The organism is Seonamhaeicola sp. MEBiC01930, assembly GCF_045277075.1.
In the GTDB taxonomy this organism is placed as follows: domain Bacteria; phylum Bacteroidota; class Bacteroidia; order Flavobacteriales; family Flavobacteriaceae; genus Seonamhaeicola.
On record NZ_CP104270.1, the window covers coordinates 244734 to 262855 of the forward strand.

19 protein-coding genes and 1 pseudogene are annotated in these 18122 nt (G+C 31.0%); 11 read left to right on the forward strand and 9 right to left on the reverse strand.

Going from position 1 to position 18122, the window contains the following annotated elements; genetic code table 11:
* Positions 1 to 295 precede the first annotated feature (295 nt).
* From N1F78_RS01230 to N1F78_RS01250, 5 genes are all read right to left on the reverse strand, one after another.
* Complete coding sequence (locus tag N1F78_RS01230; protein ID WP_406684382.1) at positions 296 to 565, reverse strand: hypothetical protein; 270 nt, start codon at positions 563 to 565, stop codon at positions 296 to 298.
* A gap of 177 nt (positions 566 to 742) precedes the next feature.
* On the reverse strand, positions 743 to 1051 hold the full coding sequence (locus tag N1F78_RS01235; RefSeq protein ID WP_406684383.1) for a rhodanese-like domain-containing protein: 309 nt from the start codon (positions 1049 to 1051) through the stop codon (positions 743 to 745).
* A gap of 84 nt (positions 1052 to 1135) precedes the next feature.
* Positions 1136 to 1450, reverse strand: a complete 315-nt coding sequence (locus N1F78_RS01240; RefSeq protein ID WP_406684384.1) for a rhodanese-like domain-containing protein — start codon at positions 1448 to 1450, stop codon at positions 1136 to 1138.
* A gap of 113 nt (positions 1451 to 1563) precedes the next feature.
* A complete protein-coding gene (locus N1F78_RS01245) occupies positions 1564 to 2181 on the reverse strand; it encodes a thioredoxin family protein (protein ID WP_406684385.1) in 618 nt (205 codons plus the stop codon).
* A 7-nt stretch (positions 2182 to 2188) separates the two neighbouring features.
* Positions 2189 to 2731 carry a TlpA disulfide reductase family protein gene (locus N1F78_RS01250; RefSeq protein WP_406684386.1) on the reverse strand — a complete coding sequence of 181 codons (543 nt, stop codon included), beginning with the start codon at positions 2729 to 2731 and terminating at the stop codon, positions 2189 to 2191.
* Positions 2732 to 3014: 283 nt separating this feature from the next.
* On the opposite strand from N1F78_RS01250, the gene N1F78_RS01255 reads away from it, so the two are divergent.
* The 8 genes and pseudogenes from N1F78_RS01255 to N1F78_RS01290 all read left to right on the forward strand — a co-directional run bounded on the left by N1F78_RS01255 (position 3015) and on the right by N1F78_RS01290 (position 10501).
* Entirely contained in the window at positions 3015 to 4421 is a 1407-nt protein-coding gene (locus tag N1F78_RS01255; RefSeq protein ID WP_406684387.1) for an anthranilate synthase component I family protein, read from the forward strand.
* 5 nt (positions 4422 to 4426) lie between these two features.
* Positions 4427 to 4993 carry an anthranilate synthase component II gene (locus tag N1F78_RS01260; protein WP_406684388.1) on the forward strand — a complete coding sequence of 189 codons (567 nt, stop codon included), beginning with the start codon at positions 4427 to 4429 and terminating at the stop codon, positions 4991 to 4993.
* A 3-nt stretch (positions 4994 to 4996) separates the two neighbouring features.
* Entirely contained in the window at positions 4997 to 5989 is a 993-nt protein-coding gene (gene trpD / locus N1F78_RS01265; RefSeq protein ID WP_406684389.1) for an anthranilate phosphoribosyltransferase, read from the forward strand.
* Entirely contained in the window at positions 5989 to 6774 is a 786-nt protein-coding gene (gene trpC, locus N1F78_RS01270) for an indole-3-glycerol phosphate synthase TrpC (protein WP_406684390.1), read from the forward strand. The genes trpD and trpC overlap by 1 nt, the downstream gene beginning before the upstream one ends.
* Before the next feature lie 17 nt (positions 6775 to 6791).
* Positions 6792 to 7379: pseudogene (locus tag N1F78_RS01275) on the forward strand (phosphoribosylanthranilate isomerase); the annotation flags it as partial.
* 33 nt (positions 7380 to 7412) lie between these two features.
* The gene (gene trpB, locus N1F78_RS01280) at positions 7413 to 8594 is read left to right on the forward strand and encodes a tryptophan synthase subunit beta (RefSeq protein ID WP_406685701.1); all 1182 of its coding nucleotides are present in this window, start codon (positions 7413 to 7415) and stop codon (positions 8592 to 8594) included.
* Between the two features lie 3 nt (positions 8595 to 8597).
* Positions 8598 to 9362 (forward strand): tryptophan synthase subunit alpha, encoded by a 765-nt coding sequence (gene trpA, locus N1F78_RS01285; protein ID WP_406684391.1) that lies wholly within the window; start codon positions 8598 to 8600, stop codon positions 9360 to 9362.
* Between the two features lie 50 nt (positions 9363 to 9412).
* Positions 9413 to 10501: a T9SS type A sorting domain-containing protein gene (locus N1F78_RS01290; protein ID WP_406684392.1), complete on the forward strand. Its 1089-nt coding sequence runs from the start codon at positions 9413 to 9415 to the stop codon at positions 10499 to 10501.
* Here the strand turns inward: N1F78_RS01290 and N1F78_RS01295 are convergent.
* Both N1F78_RS01295 and mnmD read right to left on the reverse strand, forming a co-directional pair.
* Positions 10498 to 11406, reverse strand: coding sequence for a TIGR01777 family oxidoreductase (locus tag N1F78_RS01295; protein ID WP_406684393.1), 909 nt, complete (start codon positions 11404 to 11406; stop codon positions 10498 to 10500). The two genes, N1F78_RS01290 and N1F78_RS01295, sit on opposite strands and share 4 nt — an antisense overlap.
* 51 nt (positions 11407 to 11457) lie before the next feature.
* Complete coding sequence (mnmD, locus tag N1F78_RS01300) at positions 11458 to 12132, reverse strand: tRNA (5-methylaminomethyl-2-thiouridine)(34)-methyltransferase MnmD (RefSeq protein ID WP_406684394.1); 675 nt, start codon at positions 12130 to 12132, stop codon at positions 11458 to 11460.
* A 70-nt stretch (positions 12133 to 12202) separates the two neighbouring features.
* On the opposite strand from mnmD, the gene N1F78_RS01305 reads away from it, so the two are divergent.
* A complete protein-coding gene (locus N1F78_RS01305) occupies positions 12203 to 13270 on the forward strand; it encodes a branched-chain amino acid aminotransferase (protein WP_406684395.1) in 1068 nt (355 codons plus the stop codon).
* Positions 13271 to 13342: 72 nt separating this feature from the next.
* Here the strand turns inward: N1F78_RS01305 and N1F78_RS01310 are convergent, their stop codons facing one another.
* Both N1F78_RS01310 and N1F78_RS01315 read right to left on the reverse strand, forming a co-directional pair.
* On the reverse strand, positions 13343 to 13729 hold the full coding sequence (locus N1F78_RS01310; RefSeq protein ID WP_406684396.1) for a hypothetical protein: 387 nt from the start codon (positions 13727 to 13729) through the stop codon (positions 13343 to 13345).
* A gap of 525 nt (positions 13730 to 14254) precedes the next feature.
* Positions 14255 to 16294, reverse strand: coding sequence for a dipeptidyl-peptidase 3 family protein (locus N1F78_RS01315; protein ID WP_406684397.1), 2040 nt, complete (start codon positions 16292 to 16294; stop codon positions 14255 to 14257).
* Positions 16295 to 16484: 190 nt separating this feature from the next.
* Between N1F78_RS01315 and N1F78_RS01320 the strand changes: the two genes are divergently transcribed.
* Both N1F78_RS01320 and crcB read left to right on the forward strand, forming a co-directional pair.
* On the forward strand, positions 16485 to 17504 hold the full coding sequence (locus tag N1F78_RS01320; protein ID WP_406684398.1) for a GyrI-like domain-containing protein: 1020 nt from the start codon (positions 16485 to 16487) through the stop codon (positions 17502 to 17504).
* A gap of 3 nt (positions 17505 to 17507) precedes the next feature.
* Positions 17508 to 17873, forward strand: coding sequence for a fluoride efflux transporter CrcB (gene crcB / locus N1F78_RS01325; protein ID WP_406684399.1), 366 nt, complete (start codon positions 17508 to 17510; stop codon positions 17871 to 17873).
* The last annotated feature ends 249 nt before the right edge of the window (positions 17874 to 18122 follow it).

Genomic DNA, 18122 nt, shown 5'->3' on the forward strand with positions numbered 1-18122 from the left:
TTGGTACTTTTCTCCAGATTTTTATATAAACTTCCATCTTGTGAGAAACGCGTAGGTATGCTAACATCTTGTCCAAAAAGATTTGAACAAACTAATAAACAAAAAATACAAAAATGCTTTACCATCAAAGATTATCAATAATCAAATTGGAACCAATATATTGTTATAAGGATTATAAAAATAAAAAGGAACTTTAAATGAAGGATACTTTTAATCTAAAAAAATCATTTAATTAACAAAAAAAGCCTATATAACAATACAGGCTCATTTAATTATCTATTTATATGTAAATTAATTAGCTAACTTTTTGTTTCATTTTCATTTTTTCAAGTAGCATTAATTCACGTTGAATTTCTTCTTTCCTCTTATTAAATTTACGAAGCTTTTCATCCCTAATTTCCTGATTCCTTATCATTTGCTCTTTTCTAAGCCTTTCCCGTTCTAATTCTCTTTTTTGAAATTTTTTCTGTTTATACTTTTCTAAAAACACAGAGAAATAGGCAAAACCATACAGACTCAAAAACAACAAGGCAACTATTCCTAAAATAATATAACCGTTATCCATAATTTTCTTAAATGCTATTAATTAATAAAATTTAAATTTCTTACTTATTAGCTTTGAAACCTAAATCTTTATAAAAATATCTAAAACTAGATTTTTTAAAAAATATTTAAGTTGAAGTACTCAAAAAAAAGTTTAACGTAAAAAACGCAAAAAAAAAGCTCTCAAATTGAGAACTTCTTATTTTTTAACTTTTAATCCGTCTTCTTTCCATTTTAGAATGCCTCCATCCAAATCATATATTTTTTTAAAACCTAATTCAAGAAGTGTTTTTGAAGCTTTACCACTTCTTCTTCCACTTCTACAATACAACAAAATCGGGGTGTTTTTATCTAATTTTTTTATTTCTTCTTCAAATTTATTGGAATGAAAGTCTATATTTTTTGCCCCATCTATAGAACCTTCAGAATACTCTTCTGGTGTCCTAACATCTATTAATTGAACTTTTTCTTTCTTAATAATATCAACCATCTGCTGTGTTGAAACCATTTTTATATGATTCTTGGGTATCTCAGAACAAGCTATAAATGTGAAAACAAAGCAAAATATGGTTAACAACGGTTTCATTGGCTACTAATTATCAACAATTTCTCCAGTCCATTCTAACATACCACCTTCTAAATTATAAGCATTTTCAAAACCTAGTTCTTCCATTATAGAACATGCTTGACCACTTCTATTACCTGAACGACAATACACATAATAGTTTTTTGCTTTATCTAGTTCTTCTACTTCATTTATAAATTCTTGACCTTTATAAATATCTATATGAATGGCATTTGGTATTATACCATCAGCTACTTCAGCATCCGTTCTAACATCTAACACAACAGCATTATCATCATTTGCCAATTGTTCTGCCCATTCTTCTTGAGTTAAATCTTCCATTTATTATTATTTGGTTTTACTTGTTGCAAAATTAATGTTTCTATACGTATAGACGAAAAAAAACTGAAGCATTACACTTCAGAATTTCTTATTGTTATATTTAATAGTATTTATTAAACCTTAATTGAGCAACCTATAGCTTTAGTTTCTTTAATTTCAACTTCTTCTCCACCCAATAAGGCATCTACTGCATTTTCAACATATTTAACTTGTACCCCTTTAGGATTTCTAGGGCTATCATCTATAGAACCAATGTATTTAACAACATTACCCATTTTTGTTTTCTCTAATATATAAATATGAGGAGTTTTGGTAGCGCCATACTTAGGGTATATTTTCTGTCCTTTATCCATTAAATAGGGAAAAGTAAACCCTTTGTCTTCTGCTCTTTTTTTCATGGCGTCCATATTATCCCCTGGCTTAACATCTGTATTATTCGGCATAATTGCAATTACAGGATATCCTTTTGAGGCATATTTCTTATCTAAAGCAACAAGCCTATCTTCATATGCCACAGCAAATGGACAAGTATTACAAGTAAAGGTAACTATAAAACCTTTTGCATCTTTATAATCTGATAAAGACACCATATTACCGTCAATGTTTTCTAAAGAAAAATCTTCTGCAATATCACCTATTTTATACCCCTGCCCTGAGTACGAATTAGGCAATGTAAATGCTAAAGTAAGTATAGCAACTAAAGCAAATCCAAATAATTTTACTGTTTTCATAATGTGTTTAATTTAAAAATTGTTTTAATTCTTTTTCTAATTCTTCATACGTAAATGATTTCTCGTAAAAACTTCGTTTATCATTTTTATAAATAACTGTTGCGGGTATTGCACCAGACCAATCTTCACTAACCTTAGGAATCCATGTATTCATATCATCATCATTTAATGCCACCACTTTAGACTTTAATTCCTTATCTTTTATATATGGTTTTAATTTAGAATCATATAAATGTGGAAAATCTAAACTAACCAATATAATTTCAACATTTTCATTTTTATATTTAGATCCAATTTCTTCAAAATAAGGAAGTTCTTTTACACAGGGAGCACACCAAGTAGCCCAAAAATTTATAATATAAACCTTATCATCTTTTTTATTTAAATAAGATGATAGTCCTTCAAAATCATAAATTTCTAATTCTACATCTTTTTCTTTTACAGCTATTTCTGAAGTTTCTTCTTTTTCTCCAATTTTAGTATCAGCCTTCTTTTTATTGTTGCAACCAACCATTATTAAAAATGCAACAAATAATAATTTTATCTTCATAAGTGTAAAAATAATGATAAGTTCTTTGAACTAAATACAGTTTAACAATCTTTTAAAGAAAAAACACTTTAAAGAATTGCTTAATTATTTTTTCATTTTTATATTTGGCTCTGTAATACAACAAAATGAATAAAAATTTAAATAATAATTGGTGGTGGTGCTTCAATAACTTAACATTCGTGAAGTAAGAACCTCGTATATTTAAAACAAAATATCAAATAAAGGCTTGTCATTCACGACAAGCTTTTTTTATAATATAAAAACTGAAATTAAATTCAGCTAAATGAAGACATTTAATTTAACAACTTATCATAAACGCATATTAACGGACACTATTACACCTGTTACCGTGTATTATAAGATTAGGGATAAATACCCAAACAGTATTTTATTAGAAAGTGGTGACTATCATAGAAACCACAAAAACTTCTCTTACATATGTTTTAATCCAATTGCTTCTATTAAAGTTGAAAATGAAGTGATTACAGAAACATTTCCTGATGGCACTGCCAAAGATTTACCAATTACCGAAGATGTAAGTGTAGTAGACGAAATCTATAATTTCACTAAACGCTTTAACACAAATTGTGAAGAAAACTTCAAATTTATAAACAATGGGATTTTTGGATATACAGCTTACGATGCTGTTCGATATTTCGAAGATGTAAAAATTAGCAAAAAAGAGAACTCTGTTGAAATACCCGATGTTTATTACGCGGTTTATCAAAATATAATTGCTATAAATCACTTTAAAAACGAAGCCTATATATTTTCGCATTGTTATGATAAAACCGAAAATAATATTGACTCGATTGACAAACTGATTAACGTACAAAATTTTGCATCTTATAATTTTAATTCTAAAGGAGATATTACATCCAACCTAACAGATGAAGAGTTCTTGCAACATGTAGATTATGCAAAAAAACACTGTGCAAGAGGCGATGTTTTTCAATTAGTATTATCTAGGAGTTTTTCTCAAGAATTTACTGGAGACGATTTTAACGTTTACAGAGCTTTAAGAAGTATCAATCCATCACCATATCTATTCTATTTTGATTATGGTGATTTTAAGATTTTTGGGAGTTCACCAGAAGCTCAATTAATTGTAACAGATGGTTTAGCAGAAATTCACCCAATTGCTGGAACATTTAAAAGGACTGGAGATTATGAAAAAGATGAGATTTTAGCTGATAAATTGGTGAAAGATGAAAAGGAAAACGCAGAACATGTTATGTTGGTAGATTTAGCTAGAAACGATTTGAGCAGACATGGTAGTGGTGTAAAAGTTGAAACTTATAGAGAAGTGCAGTTCTTTTCTCATGTTATTCATTTAGTTAGTAAAGTTACTGGACAAAAACACGACACAACTTCAACAATGCAAGTTGTTGCCGATACATTTCCTGCTGGAACCTTAAGCGGAGCCCCTAAACACAGGGCTATGCAACTTATTGAGCAATACGAAAAAACCAGTAGAGGTTTTTATGGTGGTGCCATAGGTTTTATGGATTTTGAAGGCAACTTTAATCATGCCATTATGATTAGAACTTTTTTAAGTAAAGATTACAAATTGAACTGGCAAGCGGGTGCAGGTTTGGTATCCAAATCAAACCCAGAAAGTGAAAGACAAGAAGTATTTAACAAATTAGGAGCATTAAACAAAGCTATTCAATTAGCAAAAGATATTTAGTAGTCATGAAGAAAGTATTAGTCATAGATAACTACGATAGTTTTACATATAATTTAGTTCATTATTTAGAAGATTTGAATTGCGATGTAACGGTTTATAGAAATGATAAACTTGAACTTGAAGATGTAGAACCATTTGATAAAATTGTATTATCTCCAGGCCCTGGAATTCCTGATGAAGCAGGATTATTAAAAGCAATTATAGAAAAATATGCACCTACTAAAAGTATATTAGGTGTTTGCTTAGGGCAACAAGCAATAGGCGAAGTATTTGGAGGCTCATTAGTTAACTTAGATGAAGTGTATCACGGTGTAGCTACTAAAGTTGAAATTACTGTTGACGACGAGTCAATCTTCAGTGGTTTAGATAAAGATATTGAAGTTGGTCGTTACCACTCTTGGGTGGTAGATGCCAATTTACCAGAAAGTTTAGAAGCTACTTCTTTTGATGCTAATGGACAGGTAATGTCTTTGCGACATAAAACTTATGATGTTAAAGGTGTTCAGTATCATCCAGAATCTGTTTTAACACCAGATGGAAAGAAAATTTTAGAAAATTGGGTAAATAGTTAAGCTATGAAAAATATTCTAAATAGATTAATAAATCATGAAACCATTTCAAGTGAAGAGGCTAAACAGGTTATTGTTAACATATCCAATGATATGTATAACCCCAGTCAAATTTCTTGTTTCTTATCGGTTTACATGATGCGTAGCATAACCATTGAAGAGTTACAAGGTTTTAGAGATGCGCTTTTAGAACTGTGTGTAAAAATAGACCTTAGTGATTTTAATGCTATAGATATTGTTGGTACAGGTGGAGATAGTAAAAACACATTCAACATATCTACATTATCATCATTTATTACTGCTGGTGCTGGAGTTCATGTTTCTAAACACGGTAACTATGGTGTTTCATCAACTTCCGGCTCTTCAAATGTTATGGAGAATTTGGGTGTTAAATTTTCTAATGATGAAGGTTTTTTAAAACGCTGTTTAGATAAGGCTGGTATATGTATTTTACACGCTCCTTTATTCCATCCTGCAATGAAAAATGTAGCACCAATTAGACGAGAATTAGGTGTTAAGACATTTTTTAACATGCTAGGGCCCATGGTAAACCCTTCATTTCCTAAAAGTCAATGTCTAGGTGTTTTTAATTTAGAAGTATTGCGTTTATACAGCTTTTTATATCAAAATACTGATAAAAATTATAGCATTGTTTATGCATTGGATGGTTACGACGAAATATCTTTAACAGGAAATGCAAAAATAGTTTCTAATCATTCTGAAAAATTATTTTCACCAGAAGATTTAGGGCTTTCAAAAATTAAACAAGAAGCCATTTATGGTGGTGATACCGTTGAAGATGCTGCCAAAATATTTGTTGATATAATAAGCGGAAATGGTACCGAAGCACAAAACAATGTTGTTTGTGCCAATGCAGGTTTAGCCATTGCCACAAATAAACAAATTTCACATAAAAAAGGGTTTGAATTAGCCAAAGAATCTTTATTCTCTGGAAAGGCAAAACAAAGTTTAGATAAATTGATTGAGTTGAGTAAATAATGAACATTTTAGACAAAATAGTAATTGATAAACGCAAAGAAGTAGATTTAAGAAAAAGCTTAATTCCAACTTCTCAGTTAGAACAATCTGTTCTGTTTTATAGAAAAACTGTTTCACTAGCGGAACAATTAAAAAATAGTGCCTCTGGTATTATTGCAGAACATAAGCGTAGATCACCTTCAAAATCTATAATTAACAATAGCCTAAATGTTCAAGACGTAGCTTTAGGTTATGAAAATGCTGGTGTTTGCGGTATGTCTGTTTTAACAGATGGCAAATACTTTGGAGGCTCTTTAGACGATTTACTAACAGCACGTGCCAGTTGTAATTTGCCTTTACTTAGAAAAGAATTTATTATTGATGAATATCAAATTCTTGAAGCCAAAGCTCATGGAGCAGATGTCATTCTTTTAATCGCTGCCATTTTAACAAGAGAAGAGATTAAACAATTTTCAGAATTTGCTAAAAGTCTAAACCTAGATGTACTTTTAGAAGTTCATAATGAAGAAGAATTGCATAAATCCGTAATGCCAAGTCTAGACATGCTAGGTGTAAACAACAGAAACTTAAAGTCTTTCGATGTGAGTTTAGAAACCAGCAAATCATTAAGCAGCATTATTCCTGATGATTTTGTTAAAGTTTCAGAGAGTGGTATTAGTAGTGTTAGCGCTATTAAAGAATTGCAACCTTACGGATATAAAGGGTTTTTAATTGGTGAAAATTTTATGAAAACTGATAACCCAGGATTTAATGCAGCAGAATTCATTAAAACATTAGAAAGATGAAACTAAAAGTATGCGGAATGAAATACGAAGATAATATAGAAAAAGTTGCAGCATTGCAACCTGATTATCTTGGTTTTATTTTTTATAAAAAGTCTTCTAGACATTTTGATACAAAAATTCCAGCTATTTCAGAAAACATAAAAAAAACTGGAGTTTTTGTTAATGAAAATCTAAATACAGTTATTGATAAGGTTAATGAATTTAATTTACAAGCTGTACAGTTACATGGTGAAGAAGCACCATTCTATTGTAACATGCTCCGTACCACCAAATTATTTTCATACCCTGTTGAAGTCATAAAAGTGTTTTCTATTGAAGAAGGCTTTAATTTTGAAGTTTTAAAAGAGTATGAAAATGTTTGTGATTACTTTTTGTTTGACACCAAAGGTAAATTGCCTGGTGGCAATGGTTATACATTTGATTGGAGTCTTTTAAACGACTATCCTTCAACAAAACCATTCTTTTTAAGTGGCGGCATTGGGTTAAATCAAGTTGAGGATATTAAAAAATTCAAAAACAGTGAAGCTTCAAAATATTGCTATGCTATAGATGTAAATAGTAAATTTGAAACAGAACCAGGTTTAAAAAGTACTTCAAACATACGCGAATTCATTAATAAGCTTAATGATAAAAAAACTATGAATTATAACGTTGACGAAAAAGGGTATTATGGCGAATTTGGGGGCGCATTCATTCCAGAGATGTTGTATCCTAATGTAGAAGAGTTACGCCAAAAGTATTTAAAAGTTATGGCAGAACCTGATTTTCAGAAAGAGTTCAACCAACTTTTAAAAGACTATGTTGGTCGTCCTTCTCCTCTCTATTTTGCTAAACGCCTTTCAGAAAAATACAACACTAAAATCTACTTAAAAAGAGAGGATTTAAATCATACAGGAGCCCATAAAATTAATAATACTATTGGTCAAATTTTAATGGCCAAACGTCTTGGCAAAAAGCGTATTATTGCTGAAACTGGGGCTGGACAACATGGTGTTGCCACAGCTACAGTTTGTGCTTTAATGGGACTAGAATGTATTGTTTACATGGGTGAAATTGATATTGAACGACAAGCACCTAACGTTGCGCGTATGAAAATGCTAGGTGCTAAAGTTGTTCCTGCTTTATCAGGAAGTCGCACCTTAAAAGATGCTACTAATGAAGCCATAAGAGACTGGATTAACAATCCTGTAAATACGCATTATATTATTGGTTCTGCTATTGGACCGCATCCATATCCTGATATGGTTACAAGATTTCAATCAGTTATTTCTGAAGAAATAAAATGGCAATTAAAAGAACAAGAAGGTAGAGAAAACCCAGATTACGTAGCTGCTTGTATTGGAGGCGGTAGTAACGCAGCAGGAACCTATTATCATTATCTTCATGAAGAGGATGTGAAAATTATTGCTGTTGAAGCTGCTGGATTAGGTGTAGATTCTGGTGAAAGTGCTGCAACCTCAGTTTTAGGAAAAGAAGGTATAATCCACGGTTGTAAAACATTATTAATGCAAACTAACGACGGGCAGATAACTGAACCTTATTCTATTTCTGCTGGTTTAGATTACCCCGGAGTTGGACCAATGCATGCTCATTTAGCAAAAACTGGTAGAGCAGAATTTTTATCTATAACAGATGATGAAGCTATGAAAGCTGGTTTAGAACTTTGCGAATTGGAAGGTATTATTCCTGCTATTGAAAGTTCTCATGCACTTGCCATTTTTAAACAAAAACAGTTTAAACCAGATGATGTTGTGGTAATGAGCCTTTCAGGACGTGGTGATAAAGATTTACAGAATTATATTGATTATTTTAAAATTTAAGTTGTGAACAGAATAAATCAAAAACTTCAAGAAGACCAAAAAATTCTTTCTATATACTTTACTGCTGGCTATCCGGATTTAGATGACACAGTTAAAATTATTCAAGATTTAGAAAAAAGTGGGGTTGACTTAATTGAAATAGGTCTACCTTTTAGTGACCCACTAGCTGATGGACCAACAATTCAAGATAGTTCTACCAAAGCTCTAAAAAATGGTATGACTACCGAAATTCTTTTTAATCAATTAAAAGATATTAGAAAATCAGTAAGTATTCCATTAATCATCATGGGATATTTTAACCCCGTGCTACAATACGGCGTTGAAGACTTCTGCAAAAAATGCCAAGAGATTGGAATTGATGGATTAATAATTCCTGATTTACCTGTTGATGTCTACCATGAAGAATATCAAAACATTTTTGAGAAATACGGATTAATAAATGTATTTTTAATTACACCTCAAACTAGTGATGAACGTATTCACTTTATAGATTCGGTTTCTAACGGATTTATTTACATGGTTAGTAGTGCGAGTACTACTGGTGCAAAATCTGGTTTTGGTAATGAGCAGACAGAGTATTTTGAGCGTATTAACAAACTAGACTTGAATAATCCTCAAATTGTAGGTTTCGGTATTAGCAACAATGAAACTTTTACGGCAGCAACCACTTATGCCAAAGGAGCAATAATTGGTAGTGCATTTGTGAAATATGTTACTAATGAAGGGACTGAAAACATAGACTCCTTTGTTAAAAACATCATAGAATAGGAGCATTAAATTTATATTGATTATATTTGGTTAACCAAACTGGTAAACCAATGAAGGAATTTAAATTATTTACTTTTTTATTTTGCATTATTCTAACCCAATTATCATATGCACAAGTGCTTTTGGATGCAGATGGATCAGGAGGAGTAGACACTTATGACTTAATTAATTCCGTTTTTGCTCCGGGATATGATGCTGTTGAAGAGCCAGATTGTAGTCATACACCAACTTTTCAGCATATTGACGAGCTGTTTGATGCTACTTTAGGAATAAATGTTTTCAGATTTTATTTGCACGTAGCTACAGATACAGATAGATGTAATGGTTCAACAGACCGTCAGCGTAACGAAATTAAAACTTATGACAAGTCACCTGACAATTTAAAAGGTGTTGAAGGTGAAACGGTAATTTATAAATGGAAATTTAAATTAGATGCGGGATTTCAAGTATCCCCAAATTTTACACATATACACCAGTTAAAATCTGTTGGGGGCCTTTATTCAAGTATGCCAATGTATACCTTAACTTGCAGAAAATCTACTCCAGACAGAATAGAATTAAGGTATGCCGAAACTAATTCTCAAACTACTTTAATTCAAACTGACCTTGCTCCTTTTAAAGGTGAGTGGGTTGAGGCCACTGAAACTATTAAATATGGCACTAATTCAAGTCCAGATGCGGGAACTTACTCCATTGAACTTAAAAGAGTAAGTGATCAATCAATATTACTAACCTACACAGACAATGCTACAAAAAACTGGCAAATAGATGCGGAATTTGTTCGACCGAAGTGGGGGATTTATAGAAGTTTAAATAACGCTCAAGATTTAAGAGATGAAGAAGTATTATTTGCAAATTTTAGTGTTGAGGAATCATCCACATTAAATATAGAAGAAATTAATAGACACGGCATAATACTCTACCCCAACCCAACTAGTGATGATTTATTTATTAAGAACTTAGACAAGATAGAATTTGATAATATAGCAATTCATGATATTACAGGTAAACAAGTATTAAAACAAGAAGCATTAGGCAATTCTATTATTGTAACTTCTAAACTTAAATCTGGAATTTATTTTATTAATTTTAATAATAATAACCTACCTACATTCACTAGTAAGTTCGTAAAAAATTAAGAAGACAATAAACTTTCTAAAGCAGGCTTTAAATGGTGATATTTAAAACAAAAACCTTTACTTTCTATCTTTTTGGAACTCACACGCTGACTTTCAAATAAAAGCATATGCATTTCTCCTAAAACTGTCTTCATTATAAATTTAGGAATATTTGGTAAAAATAAAGGCTTATGTAAAATGCTGGCTATAGTTTTTGTGAGTTCCCTATTTGTGACAGGATTTGGAGCTACACCATTATAAACACCAATTAATTGATGTTTAATTAAAAATATAAACATTTTAGCCAAATCATTAATATGAATCCAAGATTGCCATTGTTTTCCATTTCCAAAAGCAGCTCCTAGACCAAAGTTAATAGGCTTAACCATTTGAATTAAAGCACCACCCTTATTAGATAAAACAAGTCCAATTCTTATTTTAGAAACAGAAATACCTAATTTAGAAAACGCATCTATATTTGTTTCCCAATCTTCAACAACTTTCCCTAAAAAGGCATTGTTAAATTCTTTAAATGACTCGCTATAATAGTTGACTAAAGAGTCTGGATATATACTTATACCACTTGCTGAAACCACCTGTTTAATTATATGTGATTCTCCTTTTAAAGTATTTACTAACAAAGCAGTACTTTTAGTCCTACTAGATATTATTTCTTTCTTATATTCTGAAGTCCAACGTTTTGAAACTGAAGCCCCTGCTAAATGAATGATCGCAGCCACATTTTTAAAACAATCTTTATCAATTTCCTGATTATTTGGATTCCAATAAAATCCCTGATAGTCATTGCTGTTTTCTATTTTAGATTTATTAGTAGTTAGGTAATTAATTGCAATACCCTGCTCATGACAACATTTTACTATCTCCTGTCCAACTAATCCTGTAGCTCCTGTTATTAATACCCTCATACAATAAAGTTACAAAACGAAATTCCTTTCTTAAAGCTATTTAAGTAAGGTTTAACAATTTAATTTCACAGCTCTTAACATTTCTCTTTTACCTGGAGGCCCAGGTAATTTTTCTACTTGAAAACCAACAGATTCCATTGCTCTTCTTACGCTTCCCTTAGCAGAATAAGTAACTAAAACTCCCTTTATCTTTAAAGCTCTAAACATCGTTTTAAAAATAATTTCCGTCCATAATTCCGGTTGAACCCTAGCCCCAAAGGCATCAAAATAAATAATATTAAATGTGTCTACATCTTCAATTTTGTCAAAAAACTTATTCTGTTTTGTTAAATTAAAATATTTGGATATCTGATGTTTTTCTTCCCATGAAACACCATGTAATTTTTCAAATAATAATTCTTCTGATTGTAATTCTGAAGTATAATTTAATTGTTTTATTTCTCCAGAAGAAACAGGATACCCTTCAACCCCAACATATTTAACATTTGTATATAGTTTTTCAGACTCCAATAATGTAATAAAAGCGTTGAGACCTGTACCGAACCCAATTTCCAGAATACTCAATTCATTTTGACTTTCTGAATGACAAAAAAAGTGCAATCCATGTTTTATAAACACATGATATGCCTCCTGTATAGCACCATGTTTAGAGTGATATTGTTCATTCCATTCTGGTATATGAATAGAAGTAGAACCGTCTGCAGTAATGATAATTTCTCTTTTCAAACTATTTATGTAAATATACCCTTTTTTTAAAAACCTTTTTATTTAACTTTGTCTAATAAAAAAATGGATTATGAGTACTATAATCAATGACATAGAGATTATAAAAACAGAGTCTACAAAAATAAACGAAGTAGATTTTGATGATTTGAAGTTTGGAAGTGTGTTTTCAGACCATATGTTGGTTTGTGATTTTAAAGAAGGTAAATGGCAAGCTCCGAAAATAATGCCTTACCAACCTATCATGTTAGATCCTTCTGCAAAGATTTTCCACTACGGACAATCTGTTTTTGAGGGAATGAAAGCATATAAAGATGATAATGAAGATGTCTGGTTGTTTCGTCCATTAGATAATTGCAAACGATTAAATATTTCATCAAAGCGATTAGCTATTCCTGAACTTCCAGAAGATTATTTCATGGAAGGTCTAAAGTCTCTTTTAGCGTTGGATAAAGATTGGATTCCTAAAAAAGACGGAAGTTCATTATATATTCGCCCCTTTGTTTTTGCTTCAGGGCAAGGGTTTCACGCATCTCCTGCAGATGAGTATAAATTTATAATTTGTACCGCACCATCAGGCCCATACTTTTCTGGAGATGTAAAAGTTCTTATTGAAGAGAAGTATTCTCGTTCTGCAAATGGCGGTGTAGGTTTTGCAAAAGCTGGAGGAAACTATGCAGGTCAATTTTATCCAACTCAGTTGGCTAAAGCCAAAGGGTATCATCAAGTTATTTGGACTGATGACAACACACATGAATACATTGAAGAGGCAGGAGCAATGAATATTTTTGTTAGAATTAATGACACATTAATTACAGCTCCTACAAGTGATAGAATTCTTGATGGCATCACAAGAAAAAGTATTATTGAACTTGCTAAACATGAAGGCATAAACGTAGAAGTAAAGAAACTTACCGTTAAGGAAGTAGTTGAAGCGGCTAAAAATGGTACTTTAAAAGAGATGTTCGGAGCAGGTACAGCTGCAGTTGTTTCTCCAATTTCAGCATTTGGTTTTAAAGGTGTTGATTACGAATTACCTAAACTTGATGATACTTATGCTAATTTCTTAAAGAAACAAATTACTAATATTCAAACCAACAAATCTGACGATCCTTTTGGATGGCGTTTTAAAGTTGATTAATAAGATTAGATATAAAAAAAGAGAAGCTAAATTGCTTCTCTTTTTTTATATCTACCGTTAATGTCAACTAAATTATTTTTTAAGAATAGCTTCAATATTTGGTTTGAAATAATTTGGTCCTTTTAATACTTTACCATCTTCTCTATAAATTGGCTCTCCATCTTCCCCTAATTTACTCATGTTGCTTCTTTGTATTTCTTCAAAAACTTCTTCTATTTTATATTGCAAACCATGTTCAATTATGGTTCCACATAAAATATAAAGCATATCTCCTAAAGCATCGGCTACTTCAACTAAATCACCATCATTAGCTGCATCTAAATACTCCTCATTCTCTTCACGCATTAGCTTATACCTTAGGGTATTTTTTTCACTTCCCAAATCAGCCTTGGGTATTTCTCTATGACCTATTTTAAATGCGGTATGAAATGCCTTTACAGCTTCTATTTTGTCTTTCATAAATATGATTATTTTGTTCAAATTACTTTTGTAAATCTAAATTTTTAAAAATAAAAAATTCATTTACTTTTGCATAAAAGTAATTATATGTTTAGTAAAGGGCAATGGATTTTTGGTATTTTATTTTTTATAGTCTTTGCTATAATTATTGCCTTCACTTATCGAAAAGATTTAAAACTTCATAAACGATTTTATGCCGGAAGTTTTTGGATGCTTATTGCATTCATTGCTTTTATTCTTTTTATTGCTGCCATAAAATTCTTTTTTAAATAATTCTAATAAATATTTACGCCAAACTAGGAATATTTTGTTGAAAACTGTTATATAATTAAAGATGCTTTTTGACGCAACCTTTTATTATCTCTAACATCTTATTAATAACTAAACCAAACTGAATTAAAATGAAATCACTTTTAATTATCTCTATCCTACTGGTAATTAACATATTATTATTAGTTTTTAGTGTAAATAAAAAAACAGAACCTTAAAAAAGATTCTGTTTTTTTATTTTTTCTAAATTACGTTTTAATTTACATCAGATAAAAAACTATAATCTTTACTATAATCTAACATTTGTCCTACAAATGTTTCTGGTTGCCTCACCTTAATACTAATTATATCTCCAGCTTCATTTTTTTCTGCTACCAATTCAGGGTTTACAAAACCAGAATATGGAGCTGATGTAAATTGTTTGTTTCTTTCAAGAACTTCAGAATGAATTGCTTGATCTACCTTAACGCCATAACCTTCAACCAAAGCCTCAACAGCTGCATAATCGCCTTCAGATTTTATACGTTGCGTTTCTCTTAATAAATCACCAAAAAGTTTACGTAGCTTATCATAATCATTAATATTAAAATAAGTTTTACCATCTTTAGATACTTTTTCAATAACATTATCTGCTTTTCCTTTTTCATAAACCCAGGCACTTACCCACTGCCTGTTTCTCATATGCGCTTCTTCAACATCATCTCCTAAATTTAATCTAATCAATTGCATAATTAATCCATTTCGTATATAACCATCAAAAGCAGCCTTTCCAACAGCTTTCCAATCATCAACTAATCCAAGTTCCTGAAGCTTACTATCATATAAATAATACAAGGCCACCAAATCTGCACGACCTTCCTCTAAGGTAGACGCATAATTCTTTAATGTTTCCTTAGTTTCTCCAACACCAGGATTTAATTTTCCAGAGGCATGTCCAATTACCTCATGCAAAGCAGTATGAAGTTTATCTGCTAATTGTCCATACTTCTTTTCCAATTTATACTCTTCTTCATCATGAACAAACTCTTTTAAGCGCCCAGAACTTGACGCATTATTGTAAGCATTTGTTATGTTACCTAAGGAAACAGATTTACTACCAACAGTGGCTCGTATCCAATTGGCATTTGGTAAATTTACGCCTATTGGAGTACTTGGTGAGGCATCTCCAGCTTCACCTGCAACATTAACTACTTTATAAGTTACTCCAACAACATTGGCTTTTTTGTGAGTATCAATAATTGATGAGTTATCTTCAAACCATTGTGCGTTATCAGATAGTACCTTCATTTTTTGTGACATGTCAAAATCATTTATTTGAACAATCATTTCATAAGAGCCCCTATACCCTAGAGGGTCATTATATACTTCAACAAACCCATTTATATAATCAATATTTCCTTCGGTTGCATTTGTCCAAGCCACATTATAATCATCCCAAATTTGTAAATCACCTGATTTATAGTATTCAATTAACAAACCAATAGCATCTCCCTGTGCTTTATTTTCAGCAACACCTTTAGCTAATTCTAACCATTTAATAATTTCATCAATAGCAGCACCATATAAACCTCCAGACTTATAAATTCTTTCTTTAACAACCCCGTTCTCTTTTACCAACTGCGAATTTAACCCAAATGACAATGGTTTTTCTGGGTCTGGTGATTGCTTTGCAGCATAAAAACTTTCAACATCAGAATTGGCTACATTAGGCCCATAAAAATTAACAGCAGAAAGTCCTACATTATCAATATCTTTTCCCTGATTTACTTTTTTTGCGTCAGAGTTATTAAAAATAACTTCAAAAGCTTCTCCTTCTAAAACAGTATTTGTATCTGCAAATAGCTGCTTAAGATAATCTGAAGAAAACTCTGGTTTTAATTTGTCATTGGAATAATGGTGATGAATACCGTTGCTAAACCAAACACGCTTTAAATAAACTTCAAAGGCCTTCCAATCTCCTGACTCTTTATCTCCTTTATATAAAGTATATGCATTTTCAAGGGCACTTCTAATAGCTAAATTATGACGGTAGTTTTGATCCCACATAATATCTCTTCCACTTAAACCCGCCTGAGTTAAATAATATACTAACTTTTGCTCTTTTAAGGTTAATTGTTCCCAACCTGGAATTTGATACCTTAAAATTTTTAAGTCTGCAAATTGTTCAACATTATAGTTAAACTTTTCCGTATCCTTAATTTCTAATGTTTCCTGAGCTTTTTCAGACCTCTCTTTACCACATCCAAACAAAAAAACAGATACCAATACTACATTTAAAATAAATCTTAGTTTCATTTTGAAAGTTTATTTGATTTAATACTCTTTTAATAATTTAACAAATACCATATTTTAATTATTATTTAATACCACAACAGTATATAATATGAAAATTCATAATTAAATATTCGCAAATGTAATAATTTATTAACCGAAATGAAAGATGATTGACTATCTTTGAATATCTAATCTTTTTCAACGTAGAAAAATGAAAATATTTAAATACATTTTGTTTCTTTTGTTAATTGTGATTATTGGTACAGCCATATACATTGCTGTGCAACCCAACTCTTTTGAAGTTACTCGAACAAGAACAATAAAAGCTCCTGCTCCTATTATTTATTCTAATGTAATAGACTTTAAAAATTGGATTGATTGGTCGGCCTGGGTAGAAGAAAACCCAAATATAAAAATTAGTTATGGCGAAAAAACTAAAGGTATTGGAGGTTCTTATACTTGGGAAGATGAAGATGGAATTGGCACCATGACTAATATTGAAGCTTTACCTAACACTAGTATTCAACAAGAAATGCAATTTGGTGAATTCCCTAAATCTGATATTTCTTGGACATTTAAACCCACTGATGATGGTGCTACTGATGTTACCTGGACCATTAAAGGCAAAGACCTTCCTTTTGGTTTTAAAGCTTTTGCTACATTTACTGGAGGCATGGAAAAACAAATTGGTCCATATTATGAACGTAGTTTAGAAAAACTAGACAGTATTGTTTCAATACGATTAAAAGCTTACTCCATTAATATTAATGGTATTACAGAATATGGCGGTGGATTTTTTATGTACAAAACAACATCAGCCACAGGAACAAATATTAGCGAAATAATGGGTAAACAATACGGTGAAATTATGGGATATATGGCAAAAAATAATATTGTAGCTAACGGTATGCCATTTACTATTTATAATGAAATGAATCCTGAAACTGGAAATATTATTATGAGTAATGCTATTCCCGTAATGAATAAGGTTTCTGTTGAAAATAAAAGTGAGATACTTTGTGGTTTTATACCTAAAACCAAAACGCTAAAAACTACTTTAAAAGGAAACTATAATAATTTACCAAAAGCTTGGGAAGCTAGCATGAAGCATATAGCAGAAAACAGTTTAGAATTGTTAGATGTCAAACCTTTTGAAATATATACTAACGACCCTGGCAACTTTCCTAATCCAGCAGATTGGGTAACTGAAATATACATACCTATTAAATAGTTTATGAAACAACTTTTATTAGTTTTTTTAGGTGGCGGCATAGGTAGTGCCCTACGTTATATTATTGGAAAATATTTAAACAACACTCAAACGGGAATTCCATACGGTACTTTTGCTGCTAACATTTTAGGGAGTTTGCTTATTGGAATTATCCTTGGTTTAGCAGCTAAAAATAACTCTTTAAGTCAAAGTCAAACTTTATTATTAGCAACTGGATTTTGTGGTGGATTTACAACCTTCTCCACGTTTGCTTATGAAAACCACGTGTTTTTGAAGTCTGGAGACTTTACAAGTTTTGCAGTTTACACCATTGGTAGTTTTATTATGGGTTTTATTGCTGTATTTTTAGGTATGTTTTTAGTGAAATAAACACTTATTTCCATAAGGTTATATACCCCATTAATAATGGTTGGAATTCTTTAAAACCTTATTTTATTAATATTAATTTCTTGAAATCGCTCAATAATATTAGTCAAACACTACCTTATTCAAGTTTCATTTTTAAATCATAAAACTAAAATAAAGAAGTTTTTACTTACATATGTATCTAATATGTTAACGTAAAGTGTTTTTTATCGATTATATTTGCGTTTTGTAGAGTTTTTATTTATTTTTGAA

Excerpts from the sequence above, each read along its gene's own strand:
- N1F78_RS01230 (WP_406684382.1), bottom strand. The coding sequence starts at position 565 with ATGGATAACGGTTATATTATTTTAGGAATAGTTGCCTTGTTGTTTTTG.
- trpB (WP_406685701.1), top strand. The coding sequence starts at position 7,413 with ATGAATTATAACGTTGACGAAAAAGGGTATTATGGCGAATTTGGGGGC.
- trpC (WP_406684390.1), top strand. The coding sequence starts at position 5,989 with ATGAACATTTTAGACAAAATAGTAATTGATAAACGCAAAGAAGTAGAT.
- trpD (WP_406684389.1), top strand. The coding sequence starts at position 4,997 with ATGAAAAATATTCTAAATAGATTAATAAATCATGAAACCATTTCAAGT.
- N1F78_RS01235 (WP_406684383.1), bottom strand. The coding sequence starts at position 1,051 with ATGGTTTCAACACAGCAGATGGTTGATATTATTAAGAAAGAAAAAGTT.
- N1F78_RS01320 (WP_406684398.1), top strand. The coding sequence starts at position 16,485 with ATGAAAATATTTAAATACATTTTGTTTCTTTTGTTAATTGTGATTATT.
- N1F78_RS01240 (WP_406684384.1), bottom strand. The coding sequence starts at position 1,450 with ATGGAAGATTTAACTCAAGAAGAATGGGCAGAACAATTGGCAAATGAT.
- N1F78_RS01290 (WP_406684392.1), top strand. The coding sequence starts at position 9,413 with ATGAAGGAATTTAAATTATTTACTTTTTTATTTTGCATTATTCTAACC.
- N1F78_RS01305 (WP_406684395.1), top strand. The coding sequence starts at position 12,203 with ATGAGTACTATAATCAATGACATAGAGATTATAAAAACAGAGTCTACA.
- crcB (WP_406684399.1), top strand. The coding sequence starts at position 17,508 with ATGAAACAACTTTTATTAGTTTTTTTAGGTGGCGGCATAGGTAGTGCC.
- N1F78_RS01255 (WP_406684387.1), top strand. The coding sequence starts at position 3,015 with ATGAAGACATTTAATTTAACAACTTATCATAAACGCATATTAACGGAC.
- N1F78_RS01295 (WP_406684393.1), bottom strand. The coding sequence starts at position 11,406 with ATGAGGGTATTAATAACAGGAGCTACAGGATTAGTTGGACAGGAGATA.
- N1F78_RS01310 (WP_406684396.1), bottom strand. The coding sequence starts at position 13,729 with ATGAAAGACAAAATAGAAGCTGTAAAGGCATTTCATACCGCATTTAAA.
- N1F78_RS01250 (WP_406684386.1), bottom strand. The coding sequence starts at position 2,731 with ATGAAGATAAAATTATTATTTGTTGCATTTTTAATAATGGTTGGTTGC.
- N1F78_RS01260 (WP_406684388.1), top strand. The coding sequence starts at position 4,427 with ATGAAGAAAGTATTAGTCATAGATAACTACGATAGTTTTACATATAAT.
- N1F78_RS01245 (WP_406684385.1), bottom strand. The coding sequence starts at position 2,181 with ATGAAAACAGTAAAATTATTTGGATTTGCTTTAGTTGCTATACTTACT.
- N1F78_RS01315 (WP_406684397.1), bottom strand. The coding sequence starts at position 16,294 with ATGAAACTAAGATTTATTTTAAATGTAGTATTGGTATCTGTTTTTTTG.